General features: G+C 42.6%; 23 protein-coding genes. 21 read left to right on the top strand and 2 right to left on the bottom strand.

Going from position 1 to position 21,736, the window contains the following annotated elements; translation table 11 throughout:
- Positions 1-44 precede the first annotated feature (44 nt).
- The 9 genes from BMZ99_RS26885 to BMZ99_RS02795 all read left to right on the top strand — a co-directional run bounded on the left by BMZ99_RS26885 (position 45) and on the right by BMZ99_RS02795 (position 5,224).
- Positions 45-212 carry a hypothetical protein gene (locus BMZ99_RS26885; RefSeq protein WP_245754787.1) on the top strand — a complete coding sequence of 56 codons (168 nt, stop codon included), beginning with the start codon at positions 45-47 and terminating at the stop codon, positions 210-212.
- Positions 161-766 carry a pyridoxal phosphate-dependent aminotransferase gene (locus BMZ99_RS02830; RefSeq protein ID WP_322787897.1) on the top strand — a complete coding sequence of 202 codons (606 nt, stop codon included), beginning with the start codon at positions 161-163 and terminating at the stop codon, positions 764-766. The genes BMZ99_RS26885 and BMZ99_RS02830 overlap by 52 nt, the downstream gene beginning before the upstream one ends.
- Positions 736-1,188, top strand: a complete 453-nt coding sequence (locus tag BMZ99_RS02825; RefSeq protein ID WP_090932738.1) for an aminotransferase class I/II-fold pyridoxal phosphate-dependent enzyme — start codon at positions 736-738, stop codon at positions 1,186-1,188. The genes BMZ99_RS02830 and BMZ99_RS02825 overlap by 31 nt, the downstream gene beginning before the upstream one ends.
- Before the next feature lie 75 nt (positions 1,189-1,263).
- Positions 1,264-2,112, top strand: coding sequence for a transporter substrate-binding domain-containing protein (locus tag BMZ99_RS02820; RefSeq protein WP_245754786.1), 849 nt, complete (start codon positions 1,264-1,266; stop codon positions 2,110-2,112).
- Positions 2,113-2,164: 52 nt separating this feature from the next.
- Positions 2,165-3,154 (top strand): L-lactate dehydrogenase, encoded by a 990-nt coding sequence (locus BMZ99_RS02815; RefSeq protein ID WP_090932735.1) that lies wholly within the window; start codon positions 2,165-2,167, stop codon positions 3,152-3,154.
- 179 nt (positions 3,155-3,333) lie between these two features.
- Entirely contained in the window at positions 3,334-3,513 is a 180-nt protein-coding gene (locus tag BMZ99_RS02810) for a hypothetical protein (protein WP_090932733.1), read from the top strand.
- A gap of 234 nt (positions 3,514-3,747) precedes the next feature.
- Positions 3,748-4,101 (top strand): nucleoside triphosphate pyrophosphohydrolase family protein, encoded by a 354-nt coding sequence (locus BMZ99_RS02805; RefSeq protein WP_090932731.1) that lies wholly within the window; start codon positions 3,748-3,750, stop codon positions 4,099-4,101.
- 291 nt (positions 4,102-4,392) lie between these two features.
- Positions 4,393-4,644 carry a hypothetical protein gene (locus tag BMZ99_RS02800; RefSeq protein WP_090932728.1) on the top strand — a complete coding sequence of 84 codons (252 nt, stop codon included), beginning with the start codon at positions 4,393-4,395 and terminating at the stop codon, positions 4,642-4,644.
- Positions 4,645-4,879: 235 nt separating this feature from the next.
- Positions 4,880-5,224 (top strand): carboxypeptidase-like regulatory domain-containing protein, encoded by a 345-nt coding sequence (locus tag BMZ99_RS02795; RefSeq protein WP_090932726.1) that lies wholly within the window; start codon positions 4,880-4,882, stop codon positions 5,222-5,224.
- 171 nt (positions 5,225-5,395) lie between these two features.
- On the opposite strand, the gene BMZ99_RS02790 is transcribed toward BMZ99_RS02795, so the two are convergent.
- Entirely contained in the window at positions 5,396-5,812 is a 417-nt protein-coding gene (locus tag BMZ99_RS02790) for a helix-turn-helix domain-containing protein (RefSeq protein ID WP_245754785.1), read from the bottom strand.
- Between the two features lie 152 nt (positions 5,813-5,964).
- On the opposite strand from BMZ99_RS02790, the gene BMZ99_RS02785 reads away from it, so the two are divergent.
- The 11 genes from BMZ99_RS02785 to BMZ99_RS02740 all read left to right on the top strand — a co-directional run bounded on the left by BMZ99_RS02785 (position 5,965) and on the right by BMZ99_RS02740 (position 20,322).
- Positions 5,965-6,285, top strand: coding sequence for a hypothetical protein (locus BMZ99_RS02785; protein WP_090932725.1), 321 nt, complete (start codon positions 5,965-5,967; stop codon positions 6,283-6,285).
- Positions 6,286-6,417: 132 nt separating this feature from the next.
- Positions 6,418-9,870 (top strand): helicase-exonuclease AddAB subunit AddB, encoded by a 3,453-nt coding sequence (gene addB, locus BMZ99_RS02780; RefSeq protein WP_090932723.1) that lies wholly within the window; start codon positions 6,418-6,420, stop codon positions 9,868-9,870.
- On the top strand, positions 9,857-13,588 hold the full coding sequence (gene addA, locus BMZ99_RS02775) for a helicase-exonuclease AddAB subunit AddA (protein ID WP_090932721.1): 3,732 nt from the start codon (positions 9,857-9,859) through the stop codon (positions 13,586-13,588). Before addB ends, addA begins: the two co-directional genes overlap by 14 nt.
- 299 nt (positions 13,589-13,887) lie before the next feature.
- Complete coding sequence (locus BMZ99_RS26880; protein WP_245754784.1) at positions 13,888-14,085, top strand: hypothetical protein; 198 nt, start codon at positions 13,888-13,890, stop codon at positions 14,083-14,085.
- A 14-nt stretch (positions 14,086-14,099) separates the two neighbouring features.
- A complete protein-coding gene (locus BMZ99_RS02770) occupies positions 14,100-14,654 on the top strand; it encodes a carboxymuconolactone decarboxylase family protein (RefSeq protein WP_245754783.1) in 555 nt (184 codons plus the stop codon).
- 46 nt (positions 14,655-14,700) lie between these two features.
- Complete coding sequence (locus BMZ99_RS02765; RefSeq protein WP_090932971.1) at positions 14,701-15,117, top strand: cupin domain-containing protein; 417 nt, start codon at positions 14,701-14,703, stop codon at positions 15,115-15,117.
- A gap of 448 nt (positions 15,118-15,565) precedes the next feature.
- On the top strand, positions 15,566-16,666 hold the full coding sequence (locus BMZ99_RS02760; RefSeq protein ID WP_090932720.1) for a DUF362 domain-containing protein: 1,101 nt from the start codon (positions 15,566-15,568) through the stop codon (positions 16,664-16,666).
- A gap of 111 nt (positions 16,667-16,777) precedes the next feature.
- Positions 16,778-17,656, top strand: coding sequence for a nickel pincer cofactor biosynthesis protein LarC (gene larC, locus BMZ99_RS02755; protein ID WP_245754782.1), 879 nt, complete (start codon positions 16,778-16,780; stop codon positions 17,654-17,656).
- A gap of 44 nt (positions 17,657-17,700) precedes the next feature.
- A complete protein-coding gene (gene larE, locus BMZ99_RS02750) occupies positions 17,701-18,516 on the top strand; it encodes an ATP-dependent sacrificial sulfur transferase LarE (RefSeq protein WP_090932715.1) in 816 nt (271 codons plus the stop codon).
- A gap of 75 nt (positions 18,517-18,591) precedes the next feature.
- Positions 18,592-19,338, top strand: coding sequence for a nickel pincer cofactor biosynthesis protein LarB (larB, locus tag BMZ99_RS02745; RefSeq protein ID WP_090932713.1), 747 nt, complete (start codon positions 18,592-18,594; stop codon positions 19,336-19,338).
- Positions 19,339-19,602: 264 nt separating this feature from the next.
- Positions 19,603-20,322, top strand: a complete 720-nt coding sequence (locus tag BMZ99_RS02740) for a carboxymuconolactone decarboxylase family protein (RefSeq protein ID WP_090932711.1) — start codon at positions 19,603-19,605, stop codon at positions 20,320-20,322.
- Positions 20,323-20,493: 171 nt separating this feature from the next.
- Here BMZ99_RS02740 and BMZ99_RS02735 read toward each other — a convergent pair whose 3' ends face one another.
- The gene (locus BMZ99_RS02735; RefSeq protein WP_090932709.1) at positions 20,494-20,820 is read right to left on the bottom strand and encodes a YnfA family protein; all 327 of its coding nucleotides are present in this window, start codon (positions 20,818-20,820) and stop codon (positions 20,494-20,496) included.
- A gap of 233 nt (positions 20,821-21,053) precedes the next feature.
- On the opposite strand from BMZ99_RS02735, the gene BMZ99_RS02730 reads away from it, so the two are divergent.
- Positions 21,054-21,635 (top strand): superoxide dismutase, encoded by a 582-nt coding sequence (locus BMZ99_RS02730; RefSeq protein ID WP_090932707.1) that lies wholly within the window; start codon positions 21,054-21,056, stop codon positions 21,633-21,635.
- The last annotated feature ends 101 nt before the right edge of the window (positions 21,636-21,736 follow it).

The raw sequence follows: 21,736 nt of genomic DNA, 5'->3' as shown, positions 1-21,736 counted from the left end.
TTTTTGCTTATTTATAAAATTCTTACAGAAAGAAGGAAAAAGTCATGACGATAAACCGATTTGATGCGGAAGGTAAATTATCTGCCCGTATTACGCAGATTACAGTACCCAGTTTTAAACAACTGGCGGATTTAGCGGTGCAGCATTTAAAAAGGCTGCGATACAGGCGATTCAAGATGACTTTAACCAATATGCTCCGACCCAGGGCGTAGCGGAATTGCGACAGGGAATTTCAAAAAGATTGCAGCAAAAAGCACAAGAACATTTTGATGCTGAACAGGAGATTACCATTTGCAGCGGTGTAACAGAAAGTACGGCCGCTGCACTCTTAGCCATCATCGATCCAGGGGATGAAGTGATTGTATTAGTACCTGCCTTTGCATCATATGCGGCAGATGTGCAGTTGTGTGGTGGAAAACCTGTTTATGTAGAATTGACACAGCCGGACTTTCGATTGGAAAAAGAAAAAGTGAAAGCTGTGATTACAGCGCGTACGAAAGCGATTATTTTTAATTCACCCCATAATCCTTCTGGAAGAGTTTTCGATCAGGAAGAAGTGCGAGGAATTGCCCAGCTAAGCCAAGAGTATGATTTGATCGTGATTACAGATGAAATTTATGATGAAATCTATTTTGGGGCAGTGCCGCCGATACCCATTTGGAAGCTGCCTGACATGCGAGAGCGAACGATCATCACCAATGGTTTCTCGAAAGTCTACAGCGTTCAGGCTGGCGGCTGGGTTATGTCATTGCAACGCCTGCCTTAACGAAGGGGATTCGAAAAGCGCATAATTATTTAGCATTAAGTTCTGCATTACCATTGCAAATGGGTATGGTAGAAGCGGTTGGTAGTGAGGAAAGTTACTACATCCAGTTGAGAAAAGACTATAGCAAACGGCTGGATATATTGAAAAAGGGATTTGATGAACTGAAAATCCCTTATTTAGCGCCAGAAGGAGGATATTTTTTACTCGTTGATTTCTCGGGTTTCGGATGGAAGGATGATTTTGAGTTTACGAAATACATAACAGAACACATTGGTGTATCAGCGCGACCTTTATCTGGTTTTTATCCCAATGAAACCTTAACAAACGAAAAACTTTGGCTGCGATTTGCATTTTGTAAGAAAGAAGAAGTACTAAAAGAAGCTATAAAAAGATTTAAAAAAATAGGAGAGCTAAAAAACTAGAAAATGTACTAAAAACAATTTTTGAGAAAATAGATGTTGCAAGAAAAGCAACAGCGTAAATAGGATGTGGCAAAAATGATGATCTGGAAAAAGAAATGGCTGACATACTCTGGGATGGCAGCAATAATGATAAGCTTACTAGTAGTGGCCGGTTGTGGTGCAAAAGAGCAGACGAGCCAAGGTGCGAAAAATGATAATGATGTAAAGACCTACTATGTGGGTACACGAGGAACCTATAAACCTTATACCTATGTGGATGATAAAGAGCAATTGACGGGGTTTGATATTGAGATTCTAAAAGAAGTGGAAAAGCGCAACAAAGATATTAAATTTGAATTTAAAACAATGAGCATAGAAAGCGGGTTCGTCGCATTAGAGGCAAAACAGATCGATTTGATTGCCAATCAGATGGTACATAACAGCGACAGGGATACTAAATATTTATTTACCAAAGAAGCCAATAATGTTAAGGATAATCAATTGGTAGTAAAAAAGGATCGTAATGATATTAAGACGATTGATGATTTGCGGGGAAAAGTAGTTGCTGTAGTGCCAACGAGCCCAAGTTATCGAGATTTAAAGAAATATAATGAGACAGCAGAACCAAAGATTAAATTTTTGGTAACGGATAAAGGGGCGGCAGAGACTTTAAATATGGTTGCAACGGGTCATGCTGATGCTTCCATTGATAATAAGTTAACTATGCGGGAAGTTAATGAAACGTTGAATTACGGATTAAAAGCTGTAGGGGAAAACCTTACGCCGATTCCGACCTTTTATATATTAAGAAATGATGAGGATTCGGCACAGTTAGCTAATAAAATCGATGCAACGCTGCGTGAAATGAAAAAAGACGGCACCTTGAAGAATTTGTCAGAGAAATTTTTAGAAGGGGACTACACCGTTCCTTCAACAACAAAGTAAAGCAAAATGAAGAAGTGAAAGTTTATATTCTAAGGAAGTGAAGGAGAATTGTATGTCAACAAAAAATAAACTTGTTATTGTAGGCATGGGGCATGTTGGAGCGGCTGTGCTTAATCGTTCGATTGCGTTCCAATTGGTGTCGGAAATTGCTGTTATTGATGTTGATAAAAAAAGAGCCTATGGAGAGGCACTCGATGCCAGTCATTCCACGCCGTGTAATTACAGTCAAAATATTAAAGTGTATTCTGGAGGCTATGAAGAATGCAGGGATGCAAAGGTGATCGTGATCGCTGCTGGTTTTGCCGGACGTTCACTGCCGCCGTTGAAACCAGGAGAGACCCGTGATCGTTTACGCCTTGCTGAGCGTAATATTAAAGTGGTTCATGATGTCATGACGTCAATCACAAGGTATACCAAGGAAGCCGTGATTATCATGATTAGCAATCCACTTGACATCACAACCTATTATGCTGCTAACTTTTTTGATTATCCCCTTGATCGCTTAATCGGTACAGGGACGACACTGGAAACCTTGCGATTTCAGCGTATTTTAGCCGATCACTATCAAATTGATGGAAAGAATGTCAATGGATTTATGCTTGGTGAACATGGTAAATCTGCATTTGTGGCATGGAGTTTAACGAGTATCAGCGGCATCCCGATTCAACAATTCGACGATTATTATCAGCCGAAAAAACTGCTGGATCGGGATGCTATCGCTGAAGAAGTCATTCGTGCCGCAAGTGACATTGTGGATAACAAAGGCTGGACCAACTATGGCATTGCTATGGGGGCTTGTCGGATCGCAAAAGCAGTATTATTCAATGAACGTTCTATTTTACCCGTTTCTACAACCTTACAAGGGGAATATGGTATTTCTAACGTGGCACTCAGCCTACCGTGTATTGTTACAGAAAACGGTGTTGAACAACGTTTTGCTGTGCCGCTAAATGAGGAAGAGCTTATTAAATTGAAAAAAAGTGCATCAACACTTACCGATACTCTCGGAAGGCATCAAATTTTAAAAGGCGAAATGTGTTAACTGCATTAAACTGGCTACTGTCTGTTGACTGTAGCCAAGTTTTTATCTTTATTCGATAAAATTTTTATAATTATCTAAATTGTGTTTTTTAACGGAATAAACTTTCTAATTGACAATGATTATTGACTGTTATATATTCACATTAAAACTAGTAATTTGGTTCGAAAGGAGTGAATATAATGGCTAATGCCTATTGTCACAATAGATATTGTGAATCAACAAAAAAAGAAGAGCTTAACGAGAGTATGAATAAGAAAATCCTAATTGGCGGATATCTATTATTCTTGGTAGCTTTAACAGCTATTGTATTATATGGAGCCTCTATCGGAGTTTATATAGATCCTACAACTTTAAGTTAATTTTTAATCCTCACACTTCCTAGAAAGAAGTGTGAGGATATTTTATTTTCTAGATCACGATTTGAATTTGAATATGACATACTGGTGTCTTATTCCCATATGTACAATAACAATATTAGGTAGTATCGGACGTCGATAGGAAAACGGTTGCGGTTATGAATTATGCAAGGTTTTTAAGGGATAATAAAACAGGATTGTTCATCATCCAATAATTAAAGATTAAGGAGAAAACACATGCATATAAAGAAGTTAAATCCGGCTGCACTTGATTTTAGTGAGGCCACTGAACAGGCAATGCACGTTCGCATGCTTTATCAGAAACTTGAAGAATGCAATCATAAAGGCGCGTGGACCACGGAAGAGGATATGCTCGCTTTTACTACCGATGTTGGTGTTCTTGGCCGCCTAGTCATGGCTGCTGAGGGACGATGGGTATATCATGGGGATGTGCATGCTGAGCTTGGGTCTAAGCTTGCCGAGTGTCTTTGGTGGATATTTGTATTATCCGATCGCCTTGACGTCGATATTACGGAGGCTTTCACGTCCTTTATTGGCAAGCTTAATACTGATCTTGCAAAGCAAACGTAGGTATCATCTGAATGAGTCACTTGGAATAAGAAAAAATACGATTGTTATCCCCTATAAGATATAATACATATGGGTTATTATTACTCAATTGCATATAACAAGAGCGATAGCTGGAAGTTAAGTAAATGACTGTGCTAGATCTATCGGTCTGCTTCTACTTAGGCTACTTTTGAATAGCAAATGAAAATCAGGTTCTTATCGGTATAGGTAAAAAGTGATTAATCTGTAACAATGTTGTTACATTGGTAGATTACAATATAAACAATAAATACCAGATAGGAGTGATTTCTTATGAAAAGCATGGTTAAAAAAATAGCAATATTGTCAATGGTAGGTATGATGCAAGTTGGATTTGGCGCATCATTAATAGAAGCTTCACCGCTGCATATGGAACGATCCTCTGTGCAGCAGCAAGATGATCGTAATCAGATTGAAAATGAAAGACATGAACGGGAAATGAAGCGGCGTCCCAATGAGAGTGAACGAGAGTGGCATGAACGTCAGAAACTTGAAATTCAACGGCACAAAGAAAATCTAAGATAAAGTGTTTATAATATTGACGATTAGTAAGAAAATTATAGGGATGGATCATTTAATAGAAAAAGAAGCGAGAAATCATTTAGGATTTTCCCGCTTCTTTTTTGTTTTGCATCCCAGAATACGATTCTAGTGATGCTTTGACCTTTTCGAGATCTTCTTTTGTCATAGTCTCGTCACAAATGTATAGTATCATATTGTTTGCTTGTGTCAAAATTATTATCGATGAGGAGTGCTGATTTTGCAAAACAGAAAGATTTTCTTACTCATTCTTGGTTCTTTTCTTTTCGTGAACCTGTTTCATTTTAACACTGCGGCGGCAACAGCAAAGTACCTTATTTCTGGGAAAATAACGGATTCAAATTTGCGGCCAATTGATGGAGCAAAAATAGTATTGGAAATGGAGGGCGGCTTGAAAGGAATACAAATTGCAAAGACTGACAATCGAGGCAATTATACAATTTCTTTGCCAGCAACAGACAAGAACTATTGGGTAACGATAGGTAAAGAAAAATACAAAACATACCGCGGAAAAATTTATTTGAAAGATGGTAGTGATAACTTTAATTTCATTTTACATAGATAAAAATATCTCAACATATGTCTTCATTCTACTCTTTTGGGTTCGATATTTCTACAATTTTAAATTTCCTTCTCCGGAGTAATTCGCAGAATCCTTGATTATATAAGTAAGGATATCCGATTGGAACATGCGACCTGCTTGACGGAAAAAGAAGCGAAGAAAATCGTTTTACGTTTACGATTTTTCCCGCTTCTTTTTCTGTTTTGCATCCCAGAATACGATTTCTAGTGACGCTTTGACTTTGGCTTTATCTTCTTCTGAAAGTAAAATGCCATCGAATAGTACTTCTGGCTGTTTGAGGAATTCAATTAAATCTTTGCATTTTGCTTCTTTGGATTGGATTAGGGGAATTTCATCGCTAACAATATCCATAGATAGGTCAACTAGCTTTTTTATGCTTATTCCAGTTCCAAGAGAAATTTTATTGAGAGTCTCGACTGTAGGACGTACTGTTTTATTTGTTCGAGGGTCAACACCTTTTTCTATACTATCTATGTGAGTGTGGCTTATTCCGCACAATTTAGCAAAATCACGAAGTGACATATCGCCACGTATATTTTTTATATAATCGCCTAACTTATTGGAGCTCATTAGAATCACCTCATGTATAAAGTGTAAACCATACAGGACACAAAATATATAAAGATAGTGATGAAATGGTGTTGTTTATGATTGACAGGAAGATATTTGTTGTGTATGATTAATTTGTAAATCATACACAACAAACGGCGGAGGGGATTGTTATGAGATTCTTGCACAAATATATTGAAGATCCATTTGTGAGCAATCTAGTAAACGAGTTAGATGGTTTTATTGATGACCGACGCAATAGAGCTTTTCGTCAGTATCATAAAACAGAGGAATATCAGAAGATGGCAGCAGAGATTGAAAAGCTCCGTGAACAGCTTAGTTCACTTGATGAAAAGCTGCTAGAGCAGTATGAAACGGTCGTATTTCAAGAGCAAAACTATACCAGTACTCACGAATATCTGCAAGGGGTACTCGATGGTATTGTCCTGCGGAATGTATTTTATAGTTTGCACTTGAATGAACCAGCCAAGTAAAGCTATAAAAACAGGAGAGTTTTCCATGAACACTTTCCCTGTGCAATCCAATCCTATCGTGTAGGACTTTTCCCCCCTCATACCGAATGTTACTGCTAATAGCAAGATACAAGGTAAGAGGTGAAACATAAGGTGAAGCTTCGTTTAATGATAGGAAGGGCTGGAGCTGGTAAGACCCAGTATTGTTTAGAGGAAATGGGGCAGATGCTGGCGGCATCACCAGAGGGACGGTCTATGGTCATGATCTTGCCGGAGCATGCTACCTTTCAGGTGGAGCATGAGCTGGCATCTAATCCTGACATTGCTGGCTTTACAAGGGCCTATGTCTTTGGTTTTCGCCGTTTGGCACATCGGATTTTAATGGAAACGGGTGGTGCGGTTCGTTCTCATATTACGGAACTAGGGAAACGAATCGTATTGAATAAATTGCTGCATGATCATCAGGCAGATTTTAAGATCTTTCATCGGGCGGCTGCCCAGCGAAGTTTTGCCGATATTTTAGTCAGCATGATTCAGGAATTTAAAGCTTATGGTGTATCACCAGAATCGTTGGCGGAGGTGGAAGAACAGTGTTCGGATTTGCCGATTGGTGATAAACTTCATGATTTAGCTTTAGTATATCAAGGTTTTGAGAACTTTTTGCAAGGGCGTTATACGGATCCTGAAGACTATCTCACCTTGCTGGCAGAGAAGATTCCTCAGTCTGCTATTTTGCATCAGGCCCAGGTGTGGATTGATGGTTTTACCTGGTTTAATCCCCAGGAGGCAGGTGTGGTGGCTCAGCTATTGCAGAATTCTGCCAGTGTAACCATTACCTTGTGTTTGGCAGATGCCAAGTCTGGTGAGCAGGCTAGTGAGACAGCATTGTTTCATCGCCAATGGGATACCCGGCGGAAGCTATTGGATATGGCAAAGAAAATGGGAGCAGAGGTTGAGGAAGTGGAATTAGTCCAGACGAAACGCTTTAGCGCTCCTCTCCTCGGGCATATGGAAGAGCAGTTATTTACCTTTCCTTCTACGGTTTGGACGGGAGAAGCGCGAGGCGTTGCGGTAACAGAGGCTGCCAATCGTCGGGTAGAAATCGAGGGTATGGCTAGAGATATGCTGCGTTTAGTTCGAGAGGAAGGCTATCGCTGGCGGGATATTGGAGTTTTGCTTCGGAGTGGGGATAGTTACGCTGAACTTGTAGAGACAGTGTTGGCTGATTATGAGATCCCTTTTTTCAGCGATCGCAAACGTCAGCCGGTTCATCATCCCTTAGCAGAATTATTGCGTTCTGTTTTAGAAGTGATCACGGAAAGGTGGAGTTATGATCCGCTGTTTCGCTGTTTTAAGACAGATTTATTTGATTTATCCCGGGATGATATTGATAAATTGGAAAACTACGTATTGGAGTTTGGGATTCGCGGTACAAAATGGACCAATGGTCAGCCCTGGACATTTATTCGTCGTTTCTCATTAGGGGAAGATGAGGAATTGAATGAAGTGCAGCAGGAGCAGCTGCAATCCATTAATGAGATACGGATGAAAGCCTCTGCGCCTCTGATTGTCTTTGAGCAGCAGATGAAAGCGGCAACTACGGTACTGGCGATGACGACGGCCCTATATGAATTTCTAGTGGGGTTGATGGTGCCTGAAAAACTAGAAGTGTGGGCGGTTCATGCCGAAGAAATCGGGGATCTGGAGCAGGCACGGGAGCATCGTCAGTTATGGGATCAAGTCATTCAGTTAATGGAACAACTGGTGGAAATCTGCGGAGCAGAAGAAATGAAAGTCGCCGATTATGGAATTATGCTCAGTGAAGGTTTGGAAGGACTGACCCTCAGTCTTATACCTCCTGGGCTTGATTATGTTACTGTTTCTCCTATGGAGCAGACTAGCTTAGTAAACATTCGGAGTATTTTTATCCCTGGCGTAAATGATGGGGTATTGCCTATGCGTGGTCGCGGTGAGGGTTTATTAACGGATGCTGAGCGAGGTCAGATGATCCAGCTGGGACTGGAATTAGCACCCGGATCTCAATCGGATTCTTTTGCCGAGCGGTTTTTGGTTTATACGGCTTTAACAAGGGCGAGAGATTATTTGTGGCTGAGTTATCCTCTGGCAGATGAAGAAGGCAAGGGGCTAAGTCCCTCTCTTTTGATCAAACGGGTGCGAGAATTGGCGGCTGTGCCCTTTCATTCCTTGCCTGTAGAACCTGTACCGGGAAGTGAACGACAATATATCGCTCATGGGAAGCGCAGCATTTCCTCCTTGGCCGCTGTGCTTCGCAGCTACAAGAGCGGCGAGGCAATTGCTAGTGTGTGGTGGGATGTTTATAATTGGGCGATACAGCATCAGGGACTAGAATGGTATGTGCAGCGGGCGGTAGCAGGGTTATTTCACCACAATCAGGTAGAGTCTTTGCCAGGAAATTTGGCGATACGCTTATATCCGAAGAAAAATAAACTAAGGGGCAGCGTCACCCGTTTTGAATCCTATCAGGCTTGTCCCTTCAAGCACTTTGCTCAATATGGACTTAGTCTTAAGGAACGAGCGGTTTTTCGCTTGCAGGCTCCTGACTGGGGACAGTTTTTACATGCTGCTCTCAAAGGATTTGGCGACAGCCTGCAAGAGGCCGGGCGGGATTGGGGCAGTATGAGCGAAGGGGAGTACAAGGAGATTGTCAATCAAGTGGTAGAAGAGCTGGCTCCAAAGCTGCAAAATGAGATTTTATTAAGTTCAGAGCAGCACAAGCATTTGGTGGGCAGACTGAAACGAACGGTGACCCGTGCAGTGCGTCGGCTGGTGGAGTTTGATCGAGTAAGTACCTTTAAGCCCATGGCAATGGAAAAGTCGTTTGGCCGGGGGAATGATGCGCTGCCGCCTCTCGTTTATATGCTGCCAGATGATATTTCCTTGGAAATAGTGGGACAGATTGATCGTTTGGATGTTGCCGATTTAGAAGGCAAGAAATATATGCTCATCATTGATTATAAGTCAGGGGGCGCTTGGCTGAAATTGGTGGATGTGTATTATGGACTGCGGCTCCAGTTATTAACCTACCTATTGGTAGCGAGTAAGGCGTACGAAGATTGCCTGCCCGCAGGAGTGTTGTATTATTTCTTAAAGAATCCGAACTTATCCGATAAGATAAAATTAGACGCAGATGAAATATGTAAAAAAATCAATGGCCTTTTGAAGATGCCGGGCTGGGTGTTAGCAGATTCTCAGGTTATACGGTTATTGGATCAAAGCATTGATGGCTATTCAGAATTCTTGAAGGTCGCCTTGAAAAAGGATGATACCTTTTATAGCAATTGCTTATCTTATGTCAAAGAGCCAGAAGAATTTCAATTGCTACTTCGGCATGTAGAGAAGAAATTAGTGGATACGGCACGGGAAATTATGGCGGGCAATATTGCAATTAGCCCTTATGCTTTGGATAAACGGACACCATGCGGATTTTGTCAGTATAGTTCAGTGTGCCAGTTTGACAGTTTATTGCCGGAAAATCAGTACCGCAGACTGGCAAAGCCGGATGAGAGCAGTATTATGGGAAAAATTATCCAGGGACAGGAGGTGAAACCCGATGAGTTGGTCTGAGCAGCAGTTATTGGCAATCGAAACTCGCAATAAAAACGTATTGGTAGCGGCAGCCGCTGGGTCGGGTAAAACTTCTGTATTGGTTGAGCGGATTATCTCCCGCATCTTGGATAAAGAGCAGCCAATTGATGTGGATAAGGTACTAGTCGTTACTTTTACCAATGCGGCAGCCACTGAAATGCGGGGAAGAATTGGCTCGGCGTTGAATGATGCGCTGAAGAAACAGCCTCGTTCCGAGCATATTCAGCGGCAGTTGGCACTCTTAAATTCCTCCGCCATTTCAACCATCCATGCTTTTTGTCAAAACATTGTACGGCAGAATTTTCATCTCTTAGATTTAGATCCTCAGTTTCGCATTGGGGGTCAGGCAGAAGTGACGATTATGAAGACCGAAGTCTTAGAAGCCCTCTTTGAGAGCAAATATGCTCAAGGGGATGAGGCGTTCTTGGATCTGGTGGAACACTACGGGGATGAGCAGAGTGATGATTCTTTGTATCAGCTGGTGTTAGGGTTATATAACTTCTCCCAGAGTCATCCGTGGCCAGAAGACTGGCTGGCTGATCTTTCTAAGCGTTTTGCTTTGCCTGAAGGGACAAGAGTTGATCAAACACCTTGGTCTCAGTTGATTCGGGAGAAGATCATATTGGATTTGGAACAGGCAGGGCAGCAGCTGGATGCTCTTTGCCTGGAAGCGGGGAAGTCAGGTGGCGTGGAAGCCTATGTAGATACCTTTATGGCGGATCGGGCCGTTCTTGATGAAATACTGTCTGCGGCTGCTCATTCCTGGGAACGGCTGGCTGATGCAATAGCCAGTTGTAAGTTCGAGAAGATTGCTGCTGTACCCAAGGGAACGGATGAGTCGCTGAAAAAATATTTTCAACGGGGCAGGCAGAAAGTAAAAGATAAAGTCAATGACTGCAAGGTGCATTTTTTTGATCGTCCGGCAGAAGAACTATTGGCGGATATGCGGCTCATTGCTCCGGTGGTGGAAACCTTAGGCAAGTTAGTCATTGAGTTTGGCCGGGAATTTGCCAAGATGAAGCGCAGTAAGGATGTATTGGATTTCAATGATTTGGAGCATTTCTGTTTAGAAATATTGCTTGCACCAACAAGCCGGCCAGGGGAGATCGAACCCTCCTCTGTTGCCATAGAACTGCAGGAGCGTTTTGCAGAAGTGATGGTCGACGAATACCAAGATACCAACGGGGTACAGGAAACCATTCTGCGTTTGGTAGCCAGCAGTACCCAGCCTAATTTATTTTTAGTAGGGGATGTAAAGCAGAGCATCTATCGCTTCCGCTTAGCTGAACCAGAATTATTTATGGAAAAATATCGCCACTATCCCACCGCTGGCAGCGAGTATGCCCGCATTGATTTGTCTCAGAATTTTCGCAGTCGGGCGGGAGTGCTGCATGCTGTCAATTTCCTTTTTGTGCAGCTCATGGCACCGCGAATCGGAGAGCTGGAGTATGGGGAAGCGGAAAAACTCAATCCTGGTCCGGATTATCTGGAGGAGCAGGGCAAACTATTAGAAGGACCTGTAGAGTTGTGCATTGTAGATCGGGATGAGGCTGAGGAGCCGATGGCTTCTCCTGAAGGGGAAGTGGATAACGGTGAGGGCGTAGAATCCCCGGATGGTCCTGCAGCCGAGCTGATGGAAGAGGCGGAGCTCAGTGGTTTTGAACTAGAGGCACGTTTGATTGCGAAAAAGATGGCTGAATATATGACAGGCAGTTATCGTGTGTATGATAAAGCTTTAAAACAATATCGCAATCTCGCTTGGCGAGATATTGTTATTTTACTGCGGTCAGTAAAGGGCAAGGCGAATGTCATGCTGGATGTATTGCGAAAGGCAGGCATACCAGCCTATGCCGAACTAGATGCCGGTTATTTTAGAGAAATTGAAGTGCAAATCATGGTAGCGTTATTAAGTGTAATTGACAATCCACGTCAGGATATTGCCTTGGCGGCGGTGCTGCGTTCACCCTTAGTAGGTTTTACGACGGAAGAGTTGGCTGAAGTTCGTTTGTGCTGCCCGGGAGAAGAGTTGTGGAGCGCCTTGAATGATGAGACAGAGCAGGGGAGCTTAGAGGAAAAAACGCAGAAGAAAGTGGCAGCCTTTGTGAGGCAGTTTGAAAAATGGCGTAATTTGTCTCGGCGCAAGGGTGTACCTGAACTGATCTGGCAGATTTATCGGGATACCGGGTACTATGATTATGTAGGCGGCATGCCGGGTGGAATGCTGCGGCAAGCAAATTTGCGGGCGCTATATGATCAGGCTCGTCAATATGAATCGACAAATTTTCGAGGTTTATTTCGCTTTTTGCGCTTTGTAGAACGGATGCAGGACAAAGGTTCTGATCTTGCCGTTGCCAGAGCTTTGGGAGAAAGTGAAGATGTGGTACGAATTATGAGTATTCACAAGAGTAAAGGGCTGGAATTCCCTCTTGTATTTGTGGCTGATTTAGGGAAGAACATTAATTTGCAGGATAGTAAAGCCCTGGTACTGAGTCACAAGATCTTAGGGGTGGGTCCTTATGTGACCAATCCGGAACTGCGGTTTCGGTATCCAACCTTAGCAAGGCATGGCATTCGTCATAAGCTCATCATGGAAACCAAGGCGGAGGAGCTGCGCATTCTCTACGTAGCCTTAACGAGGGCGAGAGAAAAACTGATTCTCGTAGGTTCTGTGAGCAAGCTGGCGAAAAAAACGGCAGGATGGTGTCAATATACCGATCGTCTTCAGCCTACTTTGCCAGATGCAATGATTGCAGGAGCTGGTAATTATTTGGATTGGCTATGTCCCGCTGTAGCACGGCATGTGGGGGGAGCACCTCTTCGAGAATATGGGGAGTGTGAACAAGAGCCCAGCCCAATTTTCGCTGACGATCTGTCGGCGTGGAAGGTGGATATTTATTCCCGCAGCCAATTGCTGGAGGCTGGTGAAGAGCAGTCTGAAACGATTACGTTGTTAGAAAATATCCGTACTCTGCAGCCTGTTGAGGGCAGCGAAGATTTTGTCTGGGTAGAGAAAACCTTAGGTTGGCAGTACGCTTATCAGCATATTGTGGGCAAACCTGCTAAATTGTCTGTGACGGAAATCAAACGGCGTTTTGATACAGAGGTGGAAGAAAGCAGCAGCCAGCCAATTTTTGCTAAGAAATCCATTGCTCTGCGTCCTAAGTTCATTCAGCAGTCAGTGGGACTTACGGGTGCAGAACGAGGCACATTAATGCATAGCATCATGCAGCAGATGGATTTGCAGGGGGATTTGTCTGAGTCTGGTATCAAAGAGCAAATCACAGCGATGGTGAAGAAGGAAATGATCTTGCCGGAACATGCTGAAATTGTGGATACTAAAGGCGTGGCAGCTTTTTTCAAAAGTAGTCTTGGTCAGCGCTTATGCGCTTCGCCGAAAGTACGGCGAGAATTGCCCTTTAGTCTAGTTCTTCCTGCTGAGAAATTTTATGATGATGTGGCAGGGGCGGGAGAAGGTATTTTCATTCAAGGGATTCTCGATGTACTGTTTGATGAGGCGGATGGGTTGGTATTAGTGGATTATAAGACGGATTGGGTAACTGACAGCAGTGAATTAATTGACCGTTATTCGGTGCAGCTCAATCTGTATGCAGAAGCTGTAGAGAAGATTTTTAAACAGCCGGTAATCGAAAAATATTTATACGTATTTAGCACAAAAGAAGCTGTCAGGATGATGTAACTGACAGCTTCTTTTTGTAAAGAACACCCGCATGGCAGGCAATGTCGTCAACTTAAGGATGTTTGCCTAAGAATTCTACTTTTAAAAGCAAGTTTCAAGACCAAAGAAAAAAGAATTCCAACTCAAATAAGGCTATCTCAATTATAAAAAAGAAAATAGCTTTAATCTTCCTAAGAGTTAGAGAGAAAAAATATAATAAGTTATTTTTTTCATATAGGAAACGCTTGACATGGAGTTAACTCAAGGTTCTAAACTAAAGAAAATAAATAATAATACAGAGTCAGGAAGGGGGTATTTGTATGGCAATTACGGAGTTTTCCAAGAAGTATCATGAAAGAATGTTTCCAGGATATGTATCTAAATTTTTAGAAACAGATCCGGAATTTATTGAGCGGTTTGACAACTTTGCCTTTGATGAAGTAGTAAACAGTGATAACCTAGATGACCACACGCGTATGATAGCGATTCTAGCAGCACTTGTGGTGCACAATGCGTGAACGAATACAAGGCGATGATGAAGGCGTCCCTAAATTTCGGCGTCACGCCAGTTGAAATAAAAGAGGTGGTATATCAGGCAGTCGCCTACCTTGGCATTGGAAGAGTGTTTGATTTTTTACATGCTACCAATGATGTATTGACAGAGAAGGGCATTCCGCTACCACTAGAAGGGCAGGCAATTGCAACGACAGAAAACCGTCTGGAAATGGGAATTCAGGCGCAGGTAGACATTTTCGGATCTCAAATGGCAGAGTTTTATAAATCAGGGCCGGAGGAATCGCGCCATATTAATCAATGGCTGGCAGATAACTGCTTTGGAGATTATTACACTCGTAAAGGCCTTGATTACAAAATGCGCGAGATGATTACCTTTTGCTTTCTGTCCGCACAGGGTGGCTGTGAGCCACAGCTTGCCAGTCATGCAGCGGCGAACATGCGTATTGGCAATGACAAGCAGTTTTTAATTAAAATCATATCTCAGTGTCTACCATATATCGGATATCCAAGGAGCTTGAATGCACTTCGATGTGTCAATGAAGCGGCAGATCGGATTGCAGAAAATAAGTGAAGGGTTGCAGAAAAGCGACAAAACGAAAAAAATTGGAGGTATGTATATGAGTGAAATAATGGATTTAAGTAAGGGAGTCATTTTTTCTGTTGGAGATAGACTACCGGAAAAGTTCAGTCAATATTTTACTGGACAAGCATATTTGAATATGTTAACAACGATAGGAGTTCCCATTGGAAACGTGACTTTTGAAGCGAGATGCCGGAATAACTGGCATATTCATCATAAGGGCGGTCAGATTTTATTAGTAACAGGTGGTCGGGGCTATTATCAGGAATGGGGGGGAAAAGCTTTAGAGCTGCGTCCTGGAGATGTGGTAAATATTCCGCCGGAAGTAAAACACTGGCATGGAGCATCTTGCGATAGCTGGTTTTCTCATCTGGCTGTGGAAGTGCCCGCCGAAGGTAGTTCAAACGAATGGCTGGAACCAGTGGATGATGAAGTCTATGGTAAGCTAAAATAATCGGGAGGCGCGCCTATTCAAGGCGGAGAGTCGGCAGAGTAGACAAAGATGTAGCGAATTTGAGGAACTAGACTGAATAAAGTTAAAAGACAGGCCGGCTGCAGTGGTATTCAATCACCGTAACCGGCCTGTCTCTTAACTTAGAATTAAACAGAGTAGGGATTGGCTGTAGACTTTCAGTTACATATCCCAAAAAACTGATAAATAAAGAAACTTTGAGATAAGAAAAGAGACTTCTGTCAATTGTAAAAAAATCTTTATAGAGCCTTAATATGTTTGTAAAAATTTTCTCTAAAAATACTTGACTTGGTGTTAACTCCAAGTGATAGACTGCTGTTAATGATGGGCCAAGGACAATGATAAAAAGACTAAATAGGACTAGCCATGTTTATTCAAAATACGCCAAATCCAGGGGGATAGAAATCACGAAAAGAGGAGCCGTGAGACAATGGAAAAAACGAATAGTCATGAAGAACAAAAAAACAAGGAATTTTCCAGACGAAATTTTTTGAAGTTTGCCAGCGGTACAGTGGCAGCATTAGCAGCAATTCCGGCATTTGGCCAGTTAACTGCGCAGGCACAGGAAAGCGGGCAGCTGCCCGTGACTTGGGATGGATCACATGCGGTTTCATCACATGATCCAAGTAAACCCAATGTTTATTTCACGCGGGATTTGAGCCCGGAAGGCGTACAAAAGATTTATGAAAAGATTAATCAGGGAATTACCGGCAGAGTTGGGATTAAACTGCATACTGGTGAAGCACACGGACCGAACCTACTGCCGATTGAGTACATCAAAAATCTGCAGAAGAGGATTCCGCGCAGCAGCATCGTCGAGTGCAATGTGCTATATAACAGTCCGCGCCGGGAAACAAAGACGCATCGTGAAACGATCAAAATTAACGGTTTTGACTTTTGTCCCGTCGATATTCTGGACGAGGACGGAGATGTTATGCTGCCGACAGGCGCAAAAGAATTTCTTGATAAACACATAGATAATTTCGGAGGAAAGTTTCCTTTTGAGCCAGGAGTTCATTTGCAGGAAATTGCGATAGGGAAAAATGTGCGTAAGTATGATTCCTTGATCGTCTATACCCATTTTAAGGGTCATGCAATGGGGGGATTCGGTGGCTCTTTAAAAAACATCGGCATCGGTATGGCTTCCGGCAAGGGGGGCAAAAGAATGATTCATGGGGATGGCTGGCCACTCGGAAAAGGATTTTTGGAGCGAATGGTGGAATCGGGCAAGGCCATTGCTGAGCACTTCAAAGGTCATATTACCTATATTAACGTGTTGAAAAATATATCGGTTGACTGTGATTGTGCTGGGGCCAGTGCCGCTAAACCGACTTGCAATGATATTGGGATTATTGGGTCGACAGATATTCTGGCAGCTGACCAGGCGTGTGTAGATTTGATTTACCAGATGCCTACCGATCAACGCCGAGATATCGTCGAACGCATGGAATCCCGCCTTGGCTTGCACCAGCTCGAATACATGGAGATACTGGGAATGGGCAATCGCTACTATAATCTAATAGAAATCTAATTTATTTCTGGTATATCATGTTGTCTGATATGGTGATTTCGATAATATTGTTTCAGTCATACACCTATTAAAAATATGAAAGCAGCTGGGATTCAGCCCGGCTGTCTTTTTATGATTATAATAATTAAGGAAATGGAGAGATCGATCATGAAAGTGTTATATTATGATTGTTTTTGTGGTATCAGCGGTGATATGAATCTTAGTGCATTGCTGGACTTGGGCGTAGATGAGGCCTATCTAAGGAGGGAGTTGTCTAAGCTGAATTTGGATACTGAATATGAACTGCATGTTAAGAAGGAGACCCAAAAAGGAATAAGCGGCACCAGAGTCGATGTGGTCTTAAAACAAGACCACCATCACCATGGAGCAAACAGTGATATAGTGCATGCCCATGGACACACTCACCATGAACATAGAAATCTAAAAGATATTGAAAATATAATCATTAGCAGTGGCCTGAGTGATCAAGTTAAAAAGGCAAGTATGGCAATCTTTATGAAAGTAGCAGAGGCTGAGGCAAAAGTTCACGGTAAGTCTTTAGATGAAGTGCATTTTCATGAGGTTGGAGCGATAGACTCTATCATTGATATTGTGGGAGCTGCGGTGGGTCTAGAGTACTTAAAGGTAGACAAAGTTATGGCATCATCGGTTCAGCTTGGGGGAGGATTTGTAAAATGCGCCCATGGTACCTTTCCCATCCCAGCTCCGGCAACAATTGAAATTCTAAAAGATACTCCAGTAAAGACAGGTATAGTAGCATCTGAAACGACGACACCGACTGGAGCTGCAATCTTGGCGGCAAATGTCAGTGTCTTCACAGACCATATGAATCTTTCAGTAAAGAAGATTGGCTATGGAATAGGGCATAGAGAGTTTGAGATTCCTAATGTTTTAAGAGTATACCTTGGTTGTGAAGAGCAGCGTGATCAGGGGGAGAAGCATGCAAAAGAGGTTTGTAAAATGATAGCGGCAGACAATGAAAATCAATAAAAGAACCTGTTTAAGAAATGGGAAAAAAAGGAGTACTGTAATAAATGAATGCTGAAATTCAGTCTAAACTGGATCACTTACTGAAATTATTAGCCGGTCTTGACAGTGTTGTAGTGGGCTTCTCCGCCGGAGTTGACAGTACATTTTTAGCGGCTGCCGCTAGCCGGAGTCTAGGTGATAAAGTGGTAGCTGCAACCGCTTATTCGGCTACCCTATCGGCGTCAGAGCGGGAGGAAGCGGTAGCGATTGCCAACCGGCTGGGTATTTGCCACATTCTACTGCACATCGATGAATTGGAAAGTGCTGAATTTGCCGCCAACACTAGCCAGCGTTGCTATTATTGTAAAAGGACTCGCTTCGGTGCTTTGAGCCAATGGGCTAAGGCAGAAGGCTACTCCTGGGTGCTTGATGGTGCTAACGCTGATGACTGCCTAGATTATAGACCGGGAATGAAAGCGATTGTTGAATTGGAGGGAGTATGCAGCCCACTCTTGGAGGTCGGATTAACGAAAGCAGAGATACGGGAAATTTCCCGAGAATGGCGATTACCTACATGGAATAAACCCAGTGCCGCCTGCCTGTCATCCCGGGTGGCCTATGGTTTGTCGATTACCAAAGAGCGGCTGGAGCAGATCGAGCAGGCGGAAAAAGTCATAAGGGAATTTTGCAGCGGGCAGATCCGGGTGCGCCATCATGATAAGTTAGCGCGTATCGAGGTTTCACAGGCTGATATACCGGTTCTTAGCGCATCGGAAAATGCTCGTCGCATTCATAGTGCACTAAAGCAATTGGGGTTCAGCTTTGTTACGTTGGACCTGGCTGGCTACCGTATCGGTAGTATGAACGAGACGCTGGAGTGATAGATCTTTTTGGACGGGAGTATGAAATACTGTCTACAAATCGAAGTTCGCGAGAAGATATCTCAGGAGGAAATGATGAATAAAGCGGAAATGAGAAATTTGTTGCAAAGAATAAAGAGTAAAGAAATTGAAATCGAAGCGGCAATGGAAATCTTTGAGGATTTACCTTATAAGGAATTAGGTTTTGCCAAAATCGATAATCATCGTGAAATACGGGTAGGATATCCAGAAGTGCTCTATTGCGAAGGAAAAACAGTGGAACAAGTGAGAAGTATTATCCAATTTATGCTGACTCAAGATAATAATATATTAGCAACCCGCGTAAACGAAAAGATGTATGAAGCTATAAAAACGTTCGGTGTAGAAGCCAGGTATAACCCGTTGGGAAGGACCATCACGATTCGAAAAAGAGAAGAGCAACTTACGGATAGTTACATTGCCATTGTTTCAGCAGGAACATCTGATATGCCGGTGGTAGAGGAAGCTGCAGAAACAGCCGTGATTCTGGGGAATCGTGTAGAAAAAATTATGGACGTGGGAGTTGCAGGCATTCATAGGCTTTTTGCCCAAATTGATCTTATTCGTGGTGCAAGGGTTGTCATCGTAGTTGCAGGCATGGAAGGCGCATTAGCCAGTGTCATAGGAGGGCTCGTGGACAAACCTATTATTGCCGTCCCTACCAGTGTTGGGTATGGGGCTAACTTTGGTGGCCTCTCGGCGCTCTTATCCATGCTGAACAGCTGCGCAAGCGGTGTTAGTGTTGTCAATATTGATAATGGATTTGGTGCAGCTTACAATGCGAGCATCATCAATAGATTGTGAGAATACAATGGTGTTGCCTGCCTTTTATTCGTACTGTTAGGAATGTTAGTCTGTAAGCCCTTAATCAGTGAAATTCGCAAAAGGTTCGGGTCATGTGGTTCGCCCGTGTGTAATTTAATGCCAACCTTTCCGGTAACTTTGTGATTGATATGTGCATAACCTCCTGTAGTCCTTTCACGCTTATATCATTTGTAAAATAGACATCAGATTTTGCAATGTCAGACACGGCAAGCTCGACATACTAACTTAAAAGGAGATGAGTTAATGAGGAAAAAAATAGCGGCAATTTTAACGGGGGTTTTTCTTTTTGTAATTAGTATGACAGCTGTTTCGCAGGCGCAGACAGCAATTCATTCAGGCTTGAATGCCAAACAGCAGGGGATGGTCACCATTGCGGCTTTCACCGCCAGGGGCGATTTAGAGAGACTAAAAATCGCATTGAACGAAGGATTGGATGTCGGGTTGACCGTGAATGAAATTAAGGAAATCCTTGTGCAGATGTACGCATACTGTGGGTTTCCACGCAGCTTAAACGGAATCACTACCTTTATGAACGTCCTGGAGGAGCGGAAAGCGAAAGGCATTAGGGACGAACCGGGCAGAGAAGCTAGCCCCTTGCCTGCCGGTAAAAGCAGCGTTAAACTTGGCACAGAAATTCAGACAAGCCTGGTAGGCGTACCCGTCAGCGGGCCAGTCTATGCCTTCGCTCCCGCCATTGATGAGTTTTTAAAAGGACATTTGTTCGGGGACATCTTTGGCCGCGATATCCTGGATTTTCAGAGCAGGGAGATTGCGACCATTGCCGCCTTAGCCAGCATGAACGGCGTCAACAACCAACTTCGCTCCCATTTTAATGTGGGATTGAATGTAGGGTTGACCGAAGCGCAACTAAAAAGCCTGATATCCGTACTCGAAGCGAGAGTAGGCAAGCAAGAGGCCGATAATGCCCAAGAAGTACTGCGCGCGGTTTTGAATAACAGGTAACATTCATCAAGTTGTTCAAGTGAAAACCAGGGATGCAGTATTAGAGTTCACCGTATTACTCTGACGAACAATTTTAAAACTTGGTTCCCATTCCCTCACGGGTTGACTTTGCAGCAGACCGCATCCATGAGGCGGTCGTAGTTACGTTGCAAGATGATTAAGAACACACTATTATCTGGGCCAGTACATGATAATCAGGACACCTGTTAAGGAAATGAGTCCTCCAATAATATCGAAGCGGTCTGGAGGAATTTTATCAATACCCCAGCCCCATAAAATAGAAAGAACGATAAAAACGCCTCCATAGGCAGCGTACACCCGGCCGAAGCTGGCTGGCTGTAATGTAGGGATTACTCCGTATAGTACTAAAATAATAGCACCCCACACTGCATGGCTAATCCCTTTTCCTTCCCGCAGCCAAAGCCATATTAAATAACCGCCGCCGATTTCAAATAATCCAGCAAGGATAAAATATCCTACAGATTTTAAAACTACCATCGTTGTCCTCCTTGAGTCTGCTTTATGATTGCGTAATATAATTAGTCATCTGATAAAGTATACTGTATAAATGCCGTATAGGGGGAGCAAAGCTGCTTTTAAGATGATATAATACAGAAATAATAACATATAATATGAGTAATTGGTAAAAAATATATAAAAAATTACAACTATAATATGTGAAAAAAGACGTATGTTCATTGCGAAAACACTTTAAATGGAGGGGTAGAAACATGTCTTATCAAGCACAAGATTTTGGACATCTTTTGGGAATGCAGGGCTTTAGTGAGAACTTACTCAACAATCATTTTACCTTATATCATGAACATGTAGAAAGAAGGAATCAAACTGCAGCAAAGCTAAAAGTTCTAGCTGCGCGTGGACAGGAAGACACCCCTGAGTATGCGAGCCTTAAGCGGTGTTTTGGCAGTCAATCAAGTGATATGCGTTTACACGAACTATATTTTGAAAACTTAGGCGGTCAGAATGAGAGGAGCAGTGCATCCTGTTTAATTGAGAAATTAACGGATAATTTTGGAAGCTATCAAGCATGGAAAGAAGATTTTAAGATAACTGCAAGTATTTCTGGCGTTGGCTGGGCCATATTGTGTCAGGATCACAACAATGGTAAATTAAATAATCTTTGGCTTGATGAACACCATGCTGGGATTCCTGCAGATTATAAACCTTTATTAGTATTGGATGTATGGGAACACTCTTATATGATGGATTATGGTTTTAAAAGACCAGAGTATTTAGAAACCTTTTTTAAGAATATTGATTGGGATGTAGTTGATAGAAGATTAATTGTATAAATGATGAAAAAAGAGGCTGTCGCAAAATGCTTTTTGAAAAAAAGCATTTTGTGGCAGCCTTCCTTTCTTGAGCAGATAAAATCCAGGCGAAAAAGAATAAA

Origin of the sequence: Pelosinus propionicus DSM 13327 (assembly GCF_900114615.1) — a bacterium.
GTDB lineage: Bacteria > Bacillota > Negativicutes > DSM-13327 > DSM-13327 > Pelosinus > Pelosinus propionicus.
The sequence above is the reverse complement of the archived record's forward strand: the minus strand, read 5'-3'. Positions and strand labels throughout refer to the sequence as shown.